Annotated in this window: 16 protein-coding genes; 10 read left to right on the forward strand and 6 right to left on the reverse strand. The window is 61.8% G+C overall.

Going from position 1 to position 15,934, the window contains the following annotated elements:
• Positions 1-67: 67 nt before the first annotated feature.
• From AAFP29_RS09335 to AAFP29_RS09355, 5 genes are read left to right on the forward strand one after another with little or no spacing between them, the layout of a single operon-like run.
• A complete protein-coding gene (locus AAFP29_RS09335) occupies positions 68-1,000 on the forward strand; it encodes an MlaD family protein (RefSeq protein WP_419217056.1) in 933 nt (310 codons plus the stop codon).
• Complete coding sequence (locus tag AAFP29_RS09340) at positions 1,000-2,115, forward strand: MlaD family protein (RefSeq protein ID WP_419217057.1); 1,116 nt, start codon at positions 1,000-1,002, stop codon at positions 2,113-2,115. The genes AAFP29_RS09335 and AAFP29_RS09340 overlap by 1 nt, the downstream gene beginning before the upstream one ends.
• A gap of 14 nt (positions 2,116-2,129) precedes the next feature.
• Positions 2,130-3,191 carry an MlaD family protein gene (locus tag AAFP29_RS09345; RefSeq protein WP_419217058.1) on the forward strand — a complete coding sequence of 354 codons (1,062 nt, stop codon included), beginning with the start codon at positions 2,130-2,132 and terminating at the stop codon, positions 3,189-3,191.
• Entirely contained in the window at positions 3,191-4,156 is a 966-nt protein-coding gene (locus AAFP29_RS09350) for an MlaD family protein (protein WP_419217059.1), read from the forward strand. Before AAFP29_RS09345 ends, AAFP29_RS09350 begins: the two co-directional genes overlap by 1 nt.
• Before the next feature lie 26 nt (positions 4,157-4,182).
• Positions 4,183-4,833 (forward strand): hypothetical protein, encoded by a 651-nt coding sequence (locus AAFP29_RS09355; protein WP_419217060.1) that lies wholly within the window; start codon positions 4,183-4,185, stop codon positions 4,831-4,833.
• An 8-nt stretch (positions 4,834-4,841) separates the two neighbouring features.
• On the opposite strand, the gene AAFP29_RS09360 is transcribed toward AAFP29_RS09355, so the two are convergent.
• Positions 4,842-6,077 (reverse strand): geranylgeranyl reductase family protein, encoded by a 1,236-nt coding sequence (locus AAFP29_RS09360; protein ID WP_419217061.1) that lies wholly within the window; start codon positions 6,075-6,077, stop codon positions 4,842-4,844.
• A gap of 93 nt (positions 6,078-6,170) precedes the next feature.
• Between AAFP29_RS09360 and AAFP29_RS09365 the strand changes: the two genes are divergently transcribed.
• A complete protein-coding gene (locus AAFP29_RS09365) occupies positions 6,171-7,247 on the forward strand; it encodes an oxygenase MpaB family protein (RefSeq protein WP_419217062.1) in 1,077 nt (358 codons plus the stop codon).
• 7 nt (positions 7,248-7,254) lie between these two features.
• Here the strand turns inward: AAFP29_RS09365 and AAFP29_RS09370 are convergent, their stop codons facing one another.
• Positions 7,255-7,866 (reverse strand): TetR/AcrR family transcriptional regulator, encoded by a 612-nt coding sequence (locus AAFP29_RS09370; protein ID WP_419217063.1) that lies wholly within the window; start codon positions 7,864-7,866, stop codon positions 7,255-7,257.
• 145 nt (positions 7,867-8,011) lie between these two features.
• Here AAFP29_RS09370 and AAFP29_RS09375 point away from each other — a divergent pair, with 145 nt between their 5' ends.
• Together AAFP29_RS09375 and AAFP29_RS09380 are read left to right on the forward strand one after the other, a co-directional pair.
• Positions 8,012-9,376, forward strand: coding sequence for an oxygenase MpaB family protein (locus AAFP29_RS09375; protein ID WP_419217064.1), 1,365 nt, complete (start codon positions 8,012-8,014; stop codon positions 9,374-9,376).
• Positions 9,355-9,714, forward strand: a complete 360-nt coding sequence (locus AAFP29_RS09380; protein WP_419217065.1) for a 2Fe-2S iron-sulfur cluster-binding protein — start codon at positions 9,355-9,357, stop codon at positions 9,712-9,714. Before AAFP29_RS09375 ends, AAFP29_RS09380 begins: the two co-directional genes overlap by 22 nt.
• Before the next feature lie 12 nt (positions 9,715-9,726).
• Here AAFP29_RS09380 and AAFP29_RS09385 read toward each other — a convergent pair whose 3' ends face one another.
• Positions 9,727-10,152 carry an SRPBCC family protein gene (locus AAFP29_RS09385; protein WP_419217066.1) on the reverse strand — a complete coding sequence of 142 codons (426 nt, stop codon included), beginning with the start codon at positions 10,150-10,152 and terminating at the stop codon, positions 9,727-9,729.
• 233 nt (positions 10,153-10,385) lie between these two features.
• On the opposite strand from AAFP29_RS09385, the gene AAFP29_RS09390 reads away from it, so the two are divergent.
• Together AAFP29_RS09390 and AAFP29_RS09395 are read left to right on the forward strand one after the other, a co-directional pair.
• Positions 10,386-10,880 (forward strand): LemA family protein, encoded by a 495-nt coding sequence (locus AAFP29_RS09390; protein WP_419217067.1) that lies wholly within the window; start codon positions 10,386-10,388, stop codon positions 10,878-10,880.
• 119 nt (positions 10,881-10,999) lie between these two features.
• Positions 11,000-12,259, forward strand: a complete 1,260-nt coding sequence (locus AAFP29_RS09395) for an oxygenase MpaB family protein (RefSeq protein ID WP_419217068.1) — start codon at positions 11,000-11,002, stop codon at positions 12,257-12,259.
• A 3-nt stretch (positions 12,260-12,262) separates the two neighbouring features.
• Here the strand turns inward: AAFP29_RS09395 and AAFP29_RS09400 are convergent, their stop codons facing one another.
• The 3 genes from AAFP29_RS09400 to AAFP29_RS09410 are packed head-to-tail and all read right to left on the reverse strand — an operon-like array spanning position 12,263 to position 15,934.
• Positions 12,263-12,694 (reverse strand): YccF domain-containing protein, encoded by a 432-nt coding sequence (locus AAFP29_RS09400; protein WP_419217069.1) that lies wholly within the window; start codon positions 12,692-12,694, stop codon positions 12,263-12,265.
• Between the two features lie 49 nt (positions 12,695-12,743).
• On the reverse strand, positions 12,744-14,261 hold the full coding sequence (locus AAFP29_RS09405; protein WP_419217070.1) for an ATP-dependent DNA ligase: 1,518 nt from the start codon (positions 14,259-14,261) through the stop codon (positions 12,744-12,746).
• The gene (locus tag AAFP29_RS09410; RefSeq protein ID WP_419217071.1) at positions 14,258-15,934 is read right to left on the reverse strand and encodes a SulP family inorganic anion transporter; all 1,677 of its coding nucleotides are present in this window, start codon (positions 15,932-15,934) and stop codon (positions 14,258-14,260) included. Before AAFP29_RS09410 ends, AAFP29_RS09405 begins: the two co-directional genes overlap by 4 nt.

Below are 15,934 nucleotides of genomic sequence, written 5' to 3' on the forward strand. Positions count from 1 at the left end.
CCGCCCACGTCCCCGGCCGCATAGCGAAACCGTCGATGCCGACCCGAGTCGCCAGACCCTCTGGGGGGTGATCGGCGCCGTCTTGATCGTCGCCGTTTTGCTGATATGCGCCCTGGTCTATGTGATCCCGTTCGACAAGCGCACCTACCACGCCCTGGTCTCGGACGCCTCGTGGCTGCGTGCCGGGGATGAGGTACGCATCGCCGGCGTCGGCGTCGGGAAAATCACCGCCATCACTCTCAACACCAATGATGTCGACATCGCATTCACAGTGAAGAACGACATTCGGTTGGGGTCGGAGACGAGTGCCGCGGCACGTATGCTCACCGCGGTCGGAGGCTATTACCTGGCCGTGCAGCCGGCTGGCTCAGGGGTGCTCAACTCGCCGATCCCCGCCAATCGCGTGACGCTGCCATACTCACTGATCCAGCTCTTCGGCGATGCCTCGGCAAAGATCACCCAGCTCGAACTCGCCCCCGTGGGGGAAAGTCTGGCCACGCTGAACGACGCTCTCAAAGGACAGCCAGAAGCAGTGCGCGACACTTTAACCGCGAGCGCAAATATCACTCACGTTCTCGCCGAACAGAATTCGGCACTCGATGGCGCCCTCGATATCGCCGATGAGTACATCACCTATGTGAACGGCAACAAGCAAACAATGTTGCGCTTCTTACGTGTACTAGCCCAATTGGAAGGGATCGTCCGAGCCAACACCGCTGAGATCGTCAACGGCGTAGGAGTCGCCGATGAGTTGATTTCACGGATCGGCGCACTCGCCCCGATCTACACCGATCAGCTCCGGCCGATCGCCGCTTCACTGGCTAAGTCGGCACCCGCGGTCAACGAGATGCTGGCCAAAGTGACACCGATGGCCACTCAATTGAGCGCATTGATTACGCGGATCAAAAATATGTATGCCAAGGATGGTTTCCGAATCGATCAATCTAATATGGTCCTGGCCTCCGATATTTGCATACCCCTGCCCGGAAAGTCCTGCTGATGTCGGAAAAGCGGAATATGACGTCGGCGCGGCGGGCACTGTTCACCGCTCTCGCCGTCGTTGTCGCGACTACGGTCACCGCCGGAATCATTTGGTACTACTCACCTCCACTGCGCGAGCGGCTATCCTCATTCGCCGATCGGCCGACCGAATATTGCGCCCTCATGCCCGACGTCATCGGCATGTATCAGGGCAATCAGGTGACCCGGATGGGTGTGCCGGTCGGCAAAATCACCGCGATCGAACAAATGCCCGTCGGCGTGACCCTTCGTTTCACGGTACGCAGCTCAGTGCGCATACCGGCTGATATCGGCGCGACGATACTCGCAACGGACCTCAGCGCGAAACGGCAGCTGGCACTGGTCGGCGGCGACCACGGCGGAGCGACACGTCCTCCGTCGCGCTGTATCGACAAGACACTCACTCCCCGCAGTATCAGTGAGTCCATCAGCGCCGTCGCGCGAATCGCGAGTGACCTGCAGTCGCGGGGCTCGGTTCCCTCCGACTTGGTCACGACCGCATCCACCGCTCTGGCCGGGACCGCGGACGACGCGAACACCCTGCTCTCCGACCTTGCCCGTGCTTTCGATCAACCCAACGCCGATATCGGGAGGTTCACTCGAATTTACGACGCTTTGGCGTCGATGACCCGCAGCGTACGGGCGGGTTGGACCGAAATCGACGGGCCTGTGCGCGACCTGTATCAGATGCTGAATTTGGTGAACAACACGCTGTTCCCGAGTGCGACCAGGATTATCGACAACCTGATCGATGTACTGGGGATGTTCAATGACCTCGCTATGAAATTCGGTAGAACAGCGATAGACGGGCTCGGCGTATTAGTCCCCGCAACTACGATTCTGCGTACCGGCTCCGACGCTTTCGCTGGCCTTCTCAAGATAGTGCCGGCATTCACCGACGTATTCGACAAGAGTATCGATGATAGGACGGGTTATATCCGCCTCGAATACAAATACCCGGTGGTGCCGATTCCTCCCGGTGCGGCACAGAAGCTTTGTCCTCTACTCAAGCAGAATATCGCCACCGGATGCTCCCCGACGACACCGTTGCCAGCCAACCTCATCACCCTATTACTCGCGGCGGCAGCCAAATGAGCAGATTCGCCTCGATGAAGCGATCGACCTTCGCGCGCCTAGCGGCAGTCCTGACGGTATTGATCATCTCGATCACGGTCTCAATTCGAGGGACTGCCAGCTTCTCGGAACTGCCCGCCATCGACGATCTGACCGCCGGCCCGACTTACCAGGTGGACGTACAGTTCTCCAACGCGCTGAACCTGCCGGACAAGGCCACTATCCTGCTCGACGGGGTGAAAGTCGGCGTGGTCGATTCAGTTTCGGTCGGCTCGGTTTCCGACGCCTATGTGACCGCGCACCTGGCAATACGGAACGAGTACCGCATTCCCGTCGGTACAAAAGTTCAGCTACGCCAGCCGACTCTGCTCGGCGACATCTTCCTCGCACTCGACACCGAAGGAGTAGCGTCCAGCTCACCTGACCTGGCTCCGAGGGACGTTATTCCACTGCGCGATACCCAACCGCCAACCCAAGTGGAGGATCTGCTCGTCAACGTCGCGGCGGTGACCGGGAACGGGGTCATCTCGAAGATGCTCAACGCGGTCGCCACGGCGAACAATATCGGCGGTACTCCCGCCGACACGGCGGCATCGATGCAGGAATTGCGACGCCAGCTAACCGACCTCGGCTCACACCCGCAAGACTTGGGCGCGCTTCTCACCACCCTCGAACGCGGTACCGCGGCCCTCAAAGCATCCGGACCCGACCTGTCCGCGCTACTCGATCCCATCGGGATCGAGACCACGGTCGCGGTGGTCGGCTCGTTGATCAACGCGATCGGCATACTCGGCGCGATCGGACCGATTGGGCGACAGGCCAACTTCCTCTCCAGCTTCCTGAACTCGGCAGACCACGCACTCCAGACGTTGGTGCCCGCATTCCTGGGCAGCCCTCAATTGATAAGCCTGCGGACGCCGACGAATGCGACCCGGCTGATCGACCTGATTTCGCAGAAAGTGGTTCCGTGGGCATCGTCGGGACTGTCGGTCAATCTCGCCGAACTCACCGTTAGCGATACCGCCGCCGGCACCACGACACGCGACCGGGTCTCGAACTTGGTCTCGGCGATGATGCGATTGGGGTTGGCCGGCTGATGAAACGCGTACTGCCCGCACTCGTATTACCCGTCATCGGTGTGCTCGCCGCCGCGTATCTCATGGTCTCGGTCGTGGGCTACACCCCCTGGAAGGACCGGATGGCATTCGGTCTCACCCTGCCCAGTTCCGGCGGCCTACTCGTCGGCTCACCGGTACTACTGCGTGGTGTCTTGATCGGCGAGGTCACGTCGGTCATGCGGCAACCTGACGCGGTGCGGGTGACGATGGATATAGATCGCGACACGCGAATCCCCACTCGGACCGGGCTACGCGTCGAAAGTATGTCTCTGCTCGGTGAGCCATATGTCAATTTCGCGCCCGACCGGATCAGCGGTCCATACCTTCACCAGGATTCGCAACTCACTTACAATTCCGGCGGTCCCGCGAGTCTCACTGAAATAGCCAGCGCGAGTACCAAACTCGTGGCGAATATCGACCCGCAAATGCTTAGCCGGCTGATGGGCGGCTACCTTCGGGCTACTGAGAACGTAGCCGCGATCGACACCCTGGGCCGCTCAGCCAACTTGCTTGCCGCCGCGATACTCACTCGACGTGCAACCACTCGTCAGTTCCTGGCGGACCTCGACTGGCTGTCGGCCAAGACGCCGGAACTCGGTCAGCAACTCAGTATGACGGTGTCATCGTGGGATCAATTCGGTTCAGCCGCAACGGAAGTGATCCGCGCCGCAGACGACCTAGCGCGGGCCCCCGGAATGCCCGCTGCCTACTCCTCTGGAAACGGTCTGCAGCCGTTCCTTGTCGGCCTGCGGAGGAAGATTGACGCCATCGGCGCACAGGTCGGGCCGATAGCCCCCCTCCTCGTGCCCCTCACGTCACTGGCGACCGCAACTTTCCGCTCGGTCGACCTCTCCATGCTCATCGCGCAGGGCTTGAGCACCGTCGACCCCGACGGTGGGCTGAACCTCACCATGAAGACCGTCGATCCCACCTCGCCCAACTGATCCCATCTCCGAGAACAGGAAATATCATGTCCGACAAAGTATCTGACACCCTGACCGACGACCGGCCCAAGACCCCGCCCGCGACCGGTTCGCCGTCTCCACACGATAACGGCGACACTCTGCGTATACCCAGGGCAGCTATCCGAAAGGCTTTCTGGGGTGCCGTCACAATCGCGATCGCCGCCGTCATCGTCTGGATCATCGTGGATGCCCGGAGTGAGTTGTCCGCAGTTCGCAATGAGACCAGCGCCGCCGCGCAGGTAACCGCCGACGAACAGCGCGCTGAGAAAGTGGCAGCGGACTATGCGAAATCGGCCTCCGATCTCGATTTCACCAAATCAGCAGACTGGCCGGCAAAACTATCGGCGAACACCACAGACGTTCTTACGCAACGCTTTCGGCAAGTCGCAACCGATATGCAACAGATCTTCGTTCCGATCAAATGGCAATCGCACGGCTCGGTGATCGATTCCCATGCGGTCAGCCGTTCGAAGGATGTCTACACCGTCTACACGACGGTGAACCTGGTCCAAACCAGTTCACAGTTCACCGATGGACGATCCACCATCACCGTCTACAAGATCGACGTGGACCGCAATCAGGACTGGAAAATCTCCAATGTCGGTGTGCCCCCAGGCGTTAGCGATATGTTCGCCAAGCCGGGCGGTGGGCGCTGAGCGCCGCGTCAGGCGAAAGCCTGAACGCCACGGCGACCGGCGATAGCACCGGTGGTCCGGTACATACTCGCGATCAGGCCGGTATCGCCGGGTTCGATCAGCCCAGCCGAAGATGCCAGCACCAGCTGTCCGCGCCATCCGCCACTGATCAGATGCGGCACGATCCGCCTCGCCACGTTGGGATGACGTGCAATCGTACGTACGATGAAACGCTCTGCGGCATAAGGGTTGTGATAGTTGGTCCGGAGCAGCGCCGGCCACCGCGCAGTGAGGTCGGTCGAGATGCCCTCGGCGAGTACCCGCGCGGCGAGACACCCGGTTTCCAGCGCGAAGTCGACGCCTTCCCCAGTCAACGGGTGAATACCGCCCGCGGCGTCGCCGACGGCCACCCAGTTGGGTCCCGCCACCGGCCCGGCCAATCCACCGATGGCGAGCGGAGCCGACGCGAAATCCTCGGGTGTGTCCACCTCGCCGCCCAGGCGCAAGTGGTCGAGGTACCGCTCGTGCAGTTCGCGCGCCGACATGCGGCTGCCCGCGGTCCAGTGTTTTGCCGACAGCATCTCGCCATAGCCGACGTTCGCCCAGCCGTAGCCGATCGGAAATACCCAGCCATAACCCATCGAATCCGTTGGCGTAGTGGGCGGAAGAATTGCGATCCGCATTGCATCCGAATCGATTTCGGGCATGTGGACATAGCTGCGCGAGGCGACCGCGTACATCTCGTCGCGGTGCCATCGACGTCCGAGCATGGCGCCAACCGGCGACCCGCTGCCGTCGGCGACGATCAGCCTGTTGCACGGCACCTTCTGCTCGCCGGCCTCGCCGCGGACCACAACGGCGACAACGCGGCCATCGCGGTCGGTGTCAACCGAAACCACCCGGCCGGTGACTTCGTGCGCTCCGACCGCGAGCGCGCGCTCGTGCAAGGCGTGGTCCAGATCGGCTCGTTTGATCGCGGCACTGAATTCTGGATGATTCCCCCGGGGCCAGGCGATAGCCGCCGGCTCATTCGATCCGACGCTGATGTCGACGCGCGATTGTCGCGCCTGCAAGCCGATCCAGGTGCGCAGCCCCAGTGCGCCCAACGCGCCGACCGCTCGCGGGGTCAGTCCGTCGCCGCAGCATTTGTCACGCGGGAAACGCGACTTGTCGATGAGCAGAACCTCGCCGAACCCGAGTTCGCGCGCGGTGATCGCCGCTGCGGCACCGGCTGGGCCTGAACCGACTATCACGATGGTTGACATGTTGAGACAATAACATACTATTGGTTCAACTTAGTCTCGTTCACTACGCGGAACAGGCCTTATGTCAGATCACCCCGCCGAGGAGTACTCAACGTGAGAACACCACTGGACCGATATTTCGATAATGGGTTCCCCGATCTTTCGCCGATCTGGCATAGGTTGCGACGCCGACCGCTGGCAATTTTCAATCCGATCGACCTGCTCTTCGAGCTCTATCGGCCGGATTACTTCAAGAAGGCGACATTCGCCGAACCACTCGGCGATCCGGGTTGGTTCGGTCCCGACAGCCGATCGTGGTACGTCCACACCCACACACCGTCGTTGTGGCTCGGCGTCTTCAATACCGCGGTGATCGACATCGTCCATCAGGGCATCCAATACGCGGTTTTCGATCACTCGAAACTCGTCGGTCGAGACTCTGATGGCAACGTACTGCCCGGCAAGTTTTCGACTACCGGAACATTCGCGCGCGCGGCCCGAACACATTCGTTTTTCACCGGCGTCGTATACGGTCCGACCGAATCAGCCGAAGCGCTGTCAGCCACAGTCCGCGCTATCCACGGCAAGGTCAACGGAGTTCGCCCCGACGGCGTGCGATATGACGCCGACGATCCGGAATTCTTTCGCTGGACCTATTGCACAGTAGTCGACGGACTCGCGGCGGCGCATCTCCGATATCACCCAAAGCCTTTGGGCGGTAAGGAATTAGACGAGTTCTATGCCGAGTACGCCCGCGTCGGGGAGGCTCTGGGCGGCACCGGCCTCCCGCGAACTCGCGCCGAATGCACCTATATGCTCCAGCACCTCGCCCCGGTCAAAGACGTCGTCCTCAACGACGACAACCGGAAATATGTCGAGATGCGTGCACCACGCGGCGCGGGCATCGTCGCGGAGTTCGTCTACTGGGTCCTGATGGACATGATGCCGCTGCCGGTCCAGGAAGCCGTCGACTTCGCTCAGCCGTCAAGGCTGAAACACACCCTCTTCAAGACCACCGCTCGGGTGGGAGTCCGAGTCTTGTCGATCGGGGGCGACTTACGCGAGGTACGCGAGGCCAATCGCCGCGTGCGGGCAATACCCGAGAGTTCACGAAACATGACTCAGCATCTGAAAGATGGCGCGCAGAGTGCCGGCGAAGAGGAAGCGACCCACCTTGATCGGGTGTGCTGACTCGGGGCTACCGGGCAGGTTCAGCGACCAGCGGCGCGAGGTACCGCTCGCCGAACTGACGGGCGTCCTCGGGGTTCTCCAGATTGACGAACGACGACGTGGTCTCGATATGCGAAAGTACCAACCGAACCATTGTCTCGGAGACCACCAGCAAGTCCTTGAACTCTCTGGTGGAGCCGCATTTCTTCAAGACCTTAGCGACCCGGATCGCCATGTCGTCGACGAGTTTGCGCCTCATCTTGACCACGGCGTTGTGCGGGAGAAAGACCGAACCTTCCAGCGCCAAAGTGCGCAGGAACGGCGAGGATACGACGATATCCATGGCCGCGCAGAATGCTTCGACTACCGCCTGCTCCGGGTCGCACGAGCGGGTCGCGGCTTCCAAACGCTCAAGCAGCCCGCCGCCGATCTTGCTGAGAACTCCGATAATCAGCGACTCTTTGTTGGGAAAACGACGGTAGAGAGTGCTCCGGCTGACGCCCGCCTCACGGGCCATATCGTCGACGGACGATTTGCGAAGGCCGAACCGCTCGAATTCCGATTGCGCCGCCTCCAAAATCGCCTCGCGCTGCTCGTCGGGAGTGGCGGTCGTCCGCAACGACATCTCCACCAACACCATCACCTCAGTCTGTTCCGGCACCCGTGCCCCAACGGCACGGTATATAGAAACATTTTGCGATCAATGTTTCAAGGCCGAGTGCTATATCCAACACTCCACCAAAGCCGACACTATGGCAACCCCTTCAGAAAGGCCCGGTGACTCGATGTCGACCGCCGAAAAGTCGACCGCACGCGCCGTCGATTCCGAGCTCAACTACGTGTACCGCCCTGGCATGCCGCTTCGTCCGGCACCGCCGCGTATCGCCCGGTCCGGGCGGCAGGCTGAGATCTGGGCCGTGCCGCGCCACCGACTACTCAAGCGCTGGGTCGCCGATATCGATACCCATGACAACCCGGTAGTCGAGTTACTGGATGATCACTACTGGCAGGGCGACGAATTCATGGATCCGGTGGTTCGCCATTTTCGTGAGATCGGTATGGCCGAGGGCCGCGCAATGCTCGACAAGGCACTCGACGACGGTATCGAGTCGATACCCAATGCTCCCCAAGAATTGCTCAACCTGTTCGAGCACCTCGACAATCCGCCGTCGTGGTACGACCCGGAATTGTGGGAACGTGGTCGACAGCTGTGGAACAACTGCTCACTCGCCGGACGGATGGGCATGCTCGTACAGGATGCGATGGGCACCTTCGTCGGAGCCGAAGTTTCCACGGCAACCGGCATCACCGGTCGCTTCGTTACCGACCCGGACCGCCGCCAGGCTGAAACCCTGCAGTGGTTCCACTGGGTCACCAAACCCGGCAGCCTCGACCGGTTCAGCAATGAGTACAAGAGCACTGTCCGGGTCCGACTGATGCACGCCCAGGTACGGCAGGCGATTCTCAACTCCTGGACTCCCGAGGAATACGAGTACCACGGCAATCCGATCAGTACCGCGATGGTGATGATCGCGGGGACTACCTTCGGCCTCATTCCTATGCTGATCGACGACGCCTACGGCCGCAGGTACACGCCCGACGACATGAACGCCGTCACCCACTACTGGTCGTATATCTGCTACGTCTTCGGCGCACATCCGGACATCATTCCCACCAGTTCGGCCGACGCCCTCGACATCATGAATTACGGCGTTGCGACCGCCGGCGGGCCGACTGACTGGACGCGTCAGATGGTTTCGGCGGCCACGGACGTTCTGGTGGCTACCCCCGGCCTTCGCGGACGGCTCCTTCGATCGGCCGTCGGACCGCTCATGGGCGCACTCTCGAACTACAGCGGAGAGCAATTGGTTCGAGCGCTACTCGGCGAAACGCCATTCGAACATGTACGTCTGCAGCCCTGGCGTGCGTTGGGAGGGCTTGCGATTCGCGCCGACGTCGCTTTTCACCGGATCGATGACATTCTTCCCGGGGCCCGATCCCGTCGGGCCAAACGCGCGCTACGGGGTGACCGATACGAAGGCGCGGCCGTGGCGGTAACCCGTGCCCGCGCAAAGGCGCTAGGCATTGAGCTCGACTACACCGGTCATGACGCCACAAAAGCCGCCGGATGTCCGGTCTTCCTCGGCTAGGCGGGCGGCGTTCGTCGCGACGACCGACGCCGCAGCGCCGCATCCATCCATCCATCAGGGCCGACGACTTCGGGTTCCAGGTCGTGCTGGCCCGCGCCGGAACCGAAATCGAAGTCTCGGCCGACTCGACGGTACTCGAGGCCGTCGAGCGGGCCGGGATCAAGCCGGTCAGCTTTTGCCGCAACGGGATGTGCGGCACCTGCCAAACGACAGTCCTCGGTGACACGCCTATCGATCATCGCGACAGCTTCCTCAATGACTCCGCACGCGAGAGCAGCCTGATGATCTGTGTGTCGCGAGCCGAATATCCCGGCACGACAATCGAATTGGACCTCTGATTCTAGCTAAGGCTAGCGGTTCAGCGACCGCGTGAACAGCCGCAGAAGCACCCCGACAAGGACTTTGAGGGCGACTGACTCGACGCCGCGTAGACGATCGGCGGCCGTCAGCGTCCAGACGATTTCGGTGCCGCCAGGAGTCGCGGTTAGCGCGACCAGCCCTTGATAGTCCTTGAACGGAACGCCAGCGAGCGCGCGGTAACCGAGCTTCTGATCCGGACTGAACTCGGTGATCTCTTCCACAATCGCCGGGCCCGGGCCAACTTTGATTCGCCGCACAGCGCCGACACCGTTGGGGTCGCCTTCTTTTGCCGCGGTGACGTTGACTTTGGTTCCCGGTCCCCACGCGGACATGCCCGCGTGATCTGCCAAGGCCGCCCAGACCTGTGCGGTGGGCTTCTTGACGGATGCGGTTGCCTGTGCGCTAACGCGTGACATGAGGTGCGCCTTTCATTCAAAGAGAGCGGTCGTTACTACAGTCGATGTAGCTATCAGGCCGTAACATCTCCCAGCCGCCGGGTCGGCGTCAAGCAAAAGCGGCGCCGCTGTGACGCGAGACACATTCAGTTCCGCATAACATCGTGTCAGGCAGTCCATCTCCGACCCCGCGCGAGTAGCTTCGCTTTCAGCGGACACCGGGACGGCGCCGGGGCCTGAGGAAAGGCGCACGCATGGATGGAGCAGCGGTCACGCTGATCGCGATGGGCGTGATCATCGCCGCGCTGGTGATTCTCGGAATGGTCGCGTTCGGCAAACTGCATGCGGCCGACATGGCGGCAACGGAGGCCGCGGTCGCGCTCGATGAAGCGCGCTCGCGCCGGGCCGACCTCGTCTCCGGCCTCGCCGATGTGACGAAGGAACATGCACCGCAAGAACGTTCGGTGTTCGACGACGCCGTTACCGCGCATGCCGGCAGCGACGACGCGGCCATCACGCAAGCCCTGAACGATATCCTTCAGCTCGCCGACAACTATCCCGATCTCAAAACATCCTCGAGTTTCAGTCAGCTAGAAGAGCATCTGTCCGATAGTACGAACGAACTGGCGCACGCTCGGCAGCATTACAACGACACCGCCCGCCACCTCAACCAACTGGTCGCGACCGTCCCGTGGATGTTCTTTTCCGGATTCGCCGGAATCACATCACGAGACCTCGTTGAATTCTAGTCGCATTCACGCTACGGTACGCTGCGGGTTGAGACGCATACTCTAATTCGTCTCAACCCGGGATCTCACCGCTGGGATCTCACCAGCAGTGATCTCACCAGCCGACTTCAGGAGCGACGATGACCCGGACCGAAGCATCGCCGATACCGGCGGCATTCACGTGGCAACCGGGCTATCCGGGCACTCCCCACGGTCGAGTGCGGGAGTTCGTATTGCGTGCCACCGGCTTCGACCTGGCACCCTCCGATGAGATCGCCGCTGCCTACTTCACTCGCCTCTGGGATACCGATCCACTCGCCGAACGCTTCGTCGACGAGGTCTACTACGGCGACATCGGTTTCGAGCGGGGCAAGGAGCTTCTCGAAGAAGCCGCGCGTAACGGCATCGACTCCATCCCGGATGCACCGTCATCGATGCGTGCCCTCTTCGCCGAACTAGAGACGATTCCCGACTGGGCCGACGTCGAGGAGATCGAACGAGGCGCGGCGACCTGGCGCCGCTGGGCGTATGACATGGGCGCGATGGGGAACGCCGGCACCATCGACACCTATACCGAGGCATGGCTCGCGGTGCCGCTCTCGCTATCCGGAGGGTACGCGGGCGCCAGCGCCCTGCATCGCTATCTGGAAACCAGCCGCTGGTGGATCGAATGCGCCCAGCCATATGCGGTCACCACCGTCGGATCAACGGCCAAATTGCTATCCATCAAAGTGCGTGTGATGCACGTGTCAGTTCGTCGCGGCGTCGCCAATCATCCCGAATGGGACGAGGCGAGCTGGGGTAAGCCGATTAGCCAGTCCGCACAGATGCTCACCTTGCTCGGCGGCAGCGTCGCGCCGGGTCTGGCACTGTTCGGCATCGGGCACCTGTCCAGCCCACGTGAATTGCGTGCTTCGCTGGAGTTCAATCGCTACCTCGGCTACTTGCTCGGTGTCGATCCGAACCTCTGCCCGGCGACCTTCGCCGACGGTGTCCGGATGCTATTCCACTTCGACGCCTGTCGTTCCCTGGATTCGGGCGAAGTGGGATCGGAGCTGGCCGCCTCATTTGTGCCTTCCTTTGCGCCACAACCTGATTGGTCACTGCGCGACAGAATCCGGGGACACTTTCATCTCCAGTTACAGGCCGGCTTCTCGCGGTTGTACATCCTGCCGTGGAATCGGAGCCGGTTCGACGGGCTGCCCGGCGGTTGGGTCGGCGCAGGTTACCTCCTGGCACGACTCCCGCTGCTGATCGGGGTCGAAGTCATCCGACGGCTGATCCCCGGCGTCGACCGTGCCTGGCAGAAACATCGAGCCCGAGCATGGCGCGAGTGGCTGGATTGGCAGACACGCGACCGCGAGCATTCGTTCAAGCCGACGACTGAGATGCGTCGCTGACGACTAGGCCGACGGCGGGTAGTACTGGCCCGGCGGCGGCGGTGCGTAAACGCCCGCTGGCTGATCGGTCGATACGATCTCCGCGCCCAACGGCAGCAGTGAGACCGGCACCATCTTGAAACTCGCGAACCCTAACGGGATGCCGATGATGGTCAGACACATGGCAATTCCGGTGGTGATGTGGCCGATTGCCAGCCAGATGCCGGCCACCAGAATCCAGATCACGTTGCCGATGGTCGAGGCAGCGCCAGCGGTCGGCTTGCGCACGACAGTTCGACCAAATGGCCACAGTGCGTAATTCGCCATCCGGAACGACGCTATGCCGAACGGGATGGTGATGATCAGAATGCAGCAGATGATGCCTGCGATGAGATAGCCGAGGGCCATCCAGAATCCGCACAGCACGAGCCAGATGATGTTGAGGATGGTTTTCACCAGTCAAGTATGCGCCTGATTGTCCGGTTGTCACCGGCGGATTCCGCCGCTACTTCCGCAATTCCCGTACCGCGTCGATCGTGTCTGCCAGTTCCGCGGTCTTATCCGGCCGGTATCGCACCACCCGCGCGAATCTCAACGCCACGCCACCTGGATACCGTGAGCTCCCCTGCACGCCGTCGAGTTCGATTTCGACGACGAGTTCCGGACGGAGGTACACCGTGTGTTCGTCCCGCGATATCTCATGTAGTGGAAATTCCGCTGTCTGCCAACGCAATAGCTCGTCGGTTAATCCCTTGAAGGTCTTACCGACCATAATCGGCGCACCACCTTGCGGGTCACGCGCGCCGAGATGCAGATTGGACAACCATCCGCGTCGCCGACCTGAACCCCATTCCGCGGCAAGCACAATCAAGTCGACGGTATGTGTCGGCTTAACCTTCTGCCAGGTCTTACCTCGCCGGCCAGCCGCGTAGACGCTGTCGAGGGCCTTGACCATCACGCCCTCGTGGCCCGCCGCCAGTGCGGCGTCGTTGATGCGTTGGGCATCGTCGGCGTCGGCTGGCCACGCACTGGGGATTCGGTGGTTCGGGGCGACCCTCTTGAGCATCGCCAACCGCTGTCGCAGCGGTTCGTCGATCAAATCGACACCATTTACGTGCAGGCAGTCGAAGAAATACGGGCGCAGCACATTGTCTTCGGCACCGACACCAGACGATCCGAATCTGCTCATCGTCTCCTGGAACGGACGTGGCCTCCCCGAGTCATCGAGCATCAGCGTCTCGCCGTCGAGAATCACTGTTTCACAATCGAATTCACGAACCACCGAGACGATGTCGGGCAATCTATCGGTTACCTCGTTGAGGGTCCGAGTGAAGATCCGCACCTGCTCACCCTCGCGATGTACTTGAATCCGAGCTCCGTCGTATTTGTAGTCGATCACCACGTCCGGTCCCAGATCCGCGTACGCCGCAGCCATCGTGTCGGCCGGGCTCGCCAGCATCGGCGATAGCGGTCGACCCACTTCTATTCGCAAGTCGCCCAACGCCCGCGCACCCCCGCTACGGACAAGCATCGCGGTTCGTGCCAATGAGCCGGTCAGCATCACCGCTCGCCGCACAAGCGTCGCGTCGATCTCCGAGGCGGCCGCGATCGCATCGGACATCACTCCGGCTAACGCGCCCTGCCGCAACTCTCCCGAGATCAGTCGCACGAGGAAATGTTGCTCAAATTCGGTTGCCGCACTGAATATCTCAGCGAGGAGGCTCGCCCGCGCTGACGACGACCCGCTGCCCGACAGCGCGGCCAGTGAGGTGAATCGAGTATCGACATCGATCACGTCTAGCGACTCGACGGCCGCGGCGCCAACCTCGCGCTGTGCCGCCAGACTCCGCCATCCAACGCCGATACGTCCTTGCGGCAGTTCACCGGACAACCAGTGAACCAGGATCGCCGTCTCCAGTTCGTCTGCCGCACCGAGAATCTCAGCGATAGCCACACGTTTGGCCACGCGCGACGACGTCGACCTCACCGTAGCTGACGCCTCGACCACCCTCGCGAGTTTCATCGTGCCTGATCCTTCTGCCAGGCGCGGAATCCCGCGACCGCAGCGGCGATATCGGCATAGACGTGGTCCGCGCTGATGTCACCGAGCACACCGTTGGTCAGCAGCGCCTCACGCAGATCCGGATCGACTCCCGCCAGTACGAAATGCGCGCCATGCGAATGGACATAGTCGATCAGATCGTTGAGCATCTTCGCAGCCGAGAAATCGACGTCGGCGATCGCCGAACAGTCGAGAATCAGCCATCGCACCGGATCAGGTGCGGCCTCGATGAGTGCGGTGACGTCGTCGGAGAAACGAGAGGCATTGGCGTAGAACAGTTCCGCGTCGTACCGAAACACCACCAGTCCCGGCGCCGACTGAGTACCCGGCGTCGCGGCGGCGAACGTCGGTTCACCATGTTCTCGGATACCGATGACGAATCGATTCGGCCGGTACTGCCGGCGAATGATTTCGACCAGGGACAGAACCATGGCCATGATGATTCCATCGCGCACCGACAGGAAAACCACCGCGGCGGTGGTCAGTGCCGCTATCGCGAACTCCACTCGCCGCACCTGCCAGATACGCCGCATACCGTGTATATCGATAAGCCGCACAGCAATAAGTGAAACGATCGCGCCGAGCACGGCATGCGGGAGAAAAGCCAACTGGTCAGTGACAAAGACCACCACCAGCAAGGCCACCGCGGCCATCGTCATATTGGCCACCTGGGTGCGACCGTGTTGTTCGTCGAGTAGCTCGGTCTTGGTCGGGGAACCGTTCACCACGAACGTGCCACTGAACCCGGCGGCCGCGTTCGCACCCGCCAGGCCCAGCAGGTCGCGGTTGACATCAGGCTTCTGCCCGTGCCGCTGGGCAAAACTTCTTGCGGTGGCTGCACTTTGGGCGATGATCACTAACGCGCAGCCGGCGGCTACGGGCAGTACGGTAGCGGCATCGACGAGTGACAGCTGCGATGGCCAGCCGAAGCTGGGCCAGCCACCCGATACTTGACCGACCACCGGCAATTTGGACGACCAGTGCGCGAGTTGCACCACGGCGATGGCCGCGACAACCACCAGCAGCGCCATCGGTATCCGGCGTGCGAATCGGTCACCGAGGAGAATCGCGAGCAAGGTCACCGACGCGAACGCGAGCGCTAGCAGATTCACATCGCCCAATTGCCGGACCAGTTCGACGACTTTCTTCGCGGCGTTGCCATGTTCGGCCGGCAGACCCGCGATAGACGCCAACTGTCCGATCAGAACCGAAATGCCGACGCCGGTAAGGAATCCGGTGAGGACCGACGTGGACAGGAAGTCACCGAGAAACCCCAGCCGGAGCACCCAGGCGACTACCAACAGCGCAGCGGTGACGATGCCGACCAAGGCACACCAGGCCAGCCACCGGTCAGTGCCCGCGGCCAAACCGGCGATACCGAGCCCGGCGACACCCGAAGACAGCAGCGCCGCCGTTGCGGAGTCAGCCCCGACTACCAGTAGTCGGGACGCGCCGAGAAGGGCGAAGACAATGGCTGGCGCGATAATCGTGTAGAGCCCCGCGCTGACCGGCACCTGAGCGATGGAGCTGTACCCCATACATTCGGGGATGGCGACCGCCGCCAACGTGATACCGGCGATGATGTCCGCCCGCAACCACTTTCGCTGATATCCGCGCAGCGCCGGCGGCATCAT

Origin of the sequence: Gordonia sp. CPCC 205333, from assembly GCF_048537885.1 — a bacterium.
Taxonomy (GTDB): domain Bacteria; phylum Actinomycetota; class Actinomycetes; order Mycobacteriales; family Mycobacteriaceae; genus Gordonia.

Excerpts from the sequence above, each read along its gene's own strand:
- AAFP29_RS09340 (WP_419217057.1), top strand. The coding sequence starts at position 1,000 with ATGTCGGAAAAGCGGAATATGACGTCGGCGCGGCGGGCACTGTTCACC.
- AAFP29_RS09345 (WP_419217058.1), top strand. The coding sequence starts at position 2,130 with ATGAAGCGATCGACCTTCGCGCGCCTAGCGGCAGTCCTGACGGTATTG.
- AAFP29_RS09350 (WP_419217059.1), top strand. The coding sequence starts at position 3,191 with ATGAAACGCGTACTGCCCGCACTCGTATTACCCGTCATCGGTGTGCTC.
- AAFP29_RS09355 (WP_419217060.1), top strand. The coding sequence starts at position 4,183 with ATGTCCGACAAAGTATCTGACACCCTGACCGACGACCGGCCCAAGACC.
- AAFP29_RS09360 (WP_419217061.1), bottom strand. The coding sequence starts at position 6,077 with ATGTCAACCATCGTGATAGTCGGTTCAGGCCCAGCCGGTGCCGCAGCG.
- AAFP29_RS09370 (WP_419217063.1), bottom strand. The coding sequence starts at position 7,866 with ATGGTGTTGGTGGAGATGTCGTTGCGGACGACCGCCACTCCCGACGAG.
- AAFP29_RS09375 (WP_419217064.1), top strand. The coding sequence starts at position 8,012 with ATGTCGACCGCCGAAAAGTCGACCGCACGCGCCGTCGATTCCGAGCTC.
- AAFP29_RS09380 (WP_419217065.1), top strand. The coding sequence starts at position 9,355 with ATGTCCGGTCTTCCTCGGCTAGGCGGGCGGCGTTCGTCGCGACGACCG.
- AAFP29_RS09385 (WP_419217066.1), bottom strand. The coding sequence starts at position 10,152 with ATGTCACGCGTTAGCGCACAGGCAACCGCATCCGTCAAGAAGCCCACC.
- AAFP29_RS09390 (WP_419217067.1), top strand. The coding sequence starts at position 10,386 with ATGGATGGAGCAGCGGTCACGCTGATCGCGATGGGCGTGATCATCGCC.
- AAFP29_RS09395 (WP_419217068.1), top strand. The coding sequence starts at position 11,000 with ATGACCCGGACCGAAGCATCGCCGATACCGGCGGCATTCACGTGGCAA.
- AAFP29_RS09405 (WP_419217070.1), bottom strand. The coding sequence starts at position 14,261 with ATGAAACTCGCGAGGGTGGTCGAGGCGTCAGCTACGGTGAGGTCGACG.
- AAFP29_RS09410 (WP_419217071.1), bottom strand. The coding sequence starts at position 15,934 with ATGATGCCGCCGGCGCTGCGCGGATATCAGCGAAAGTGGTTGCGGGCG.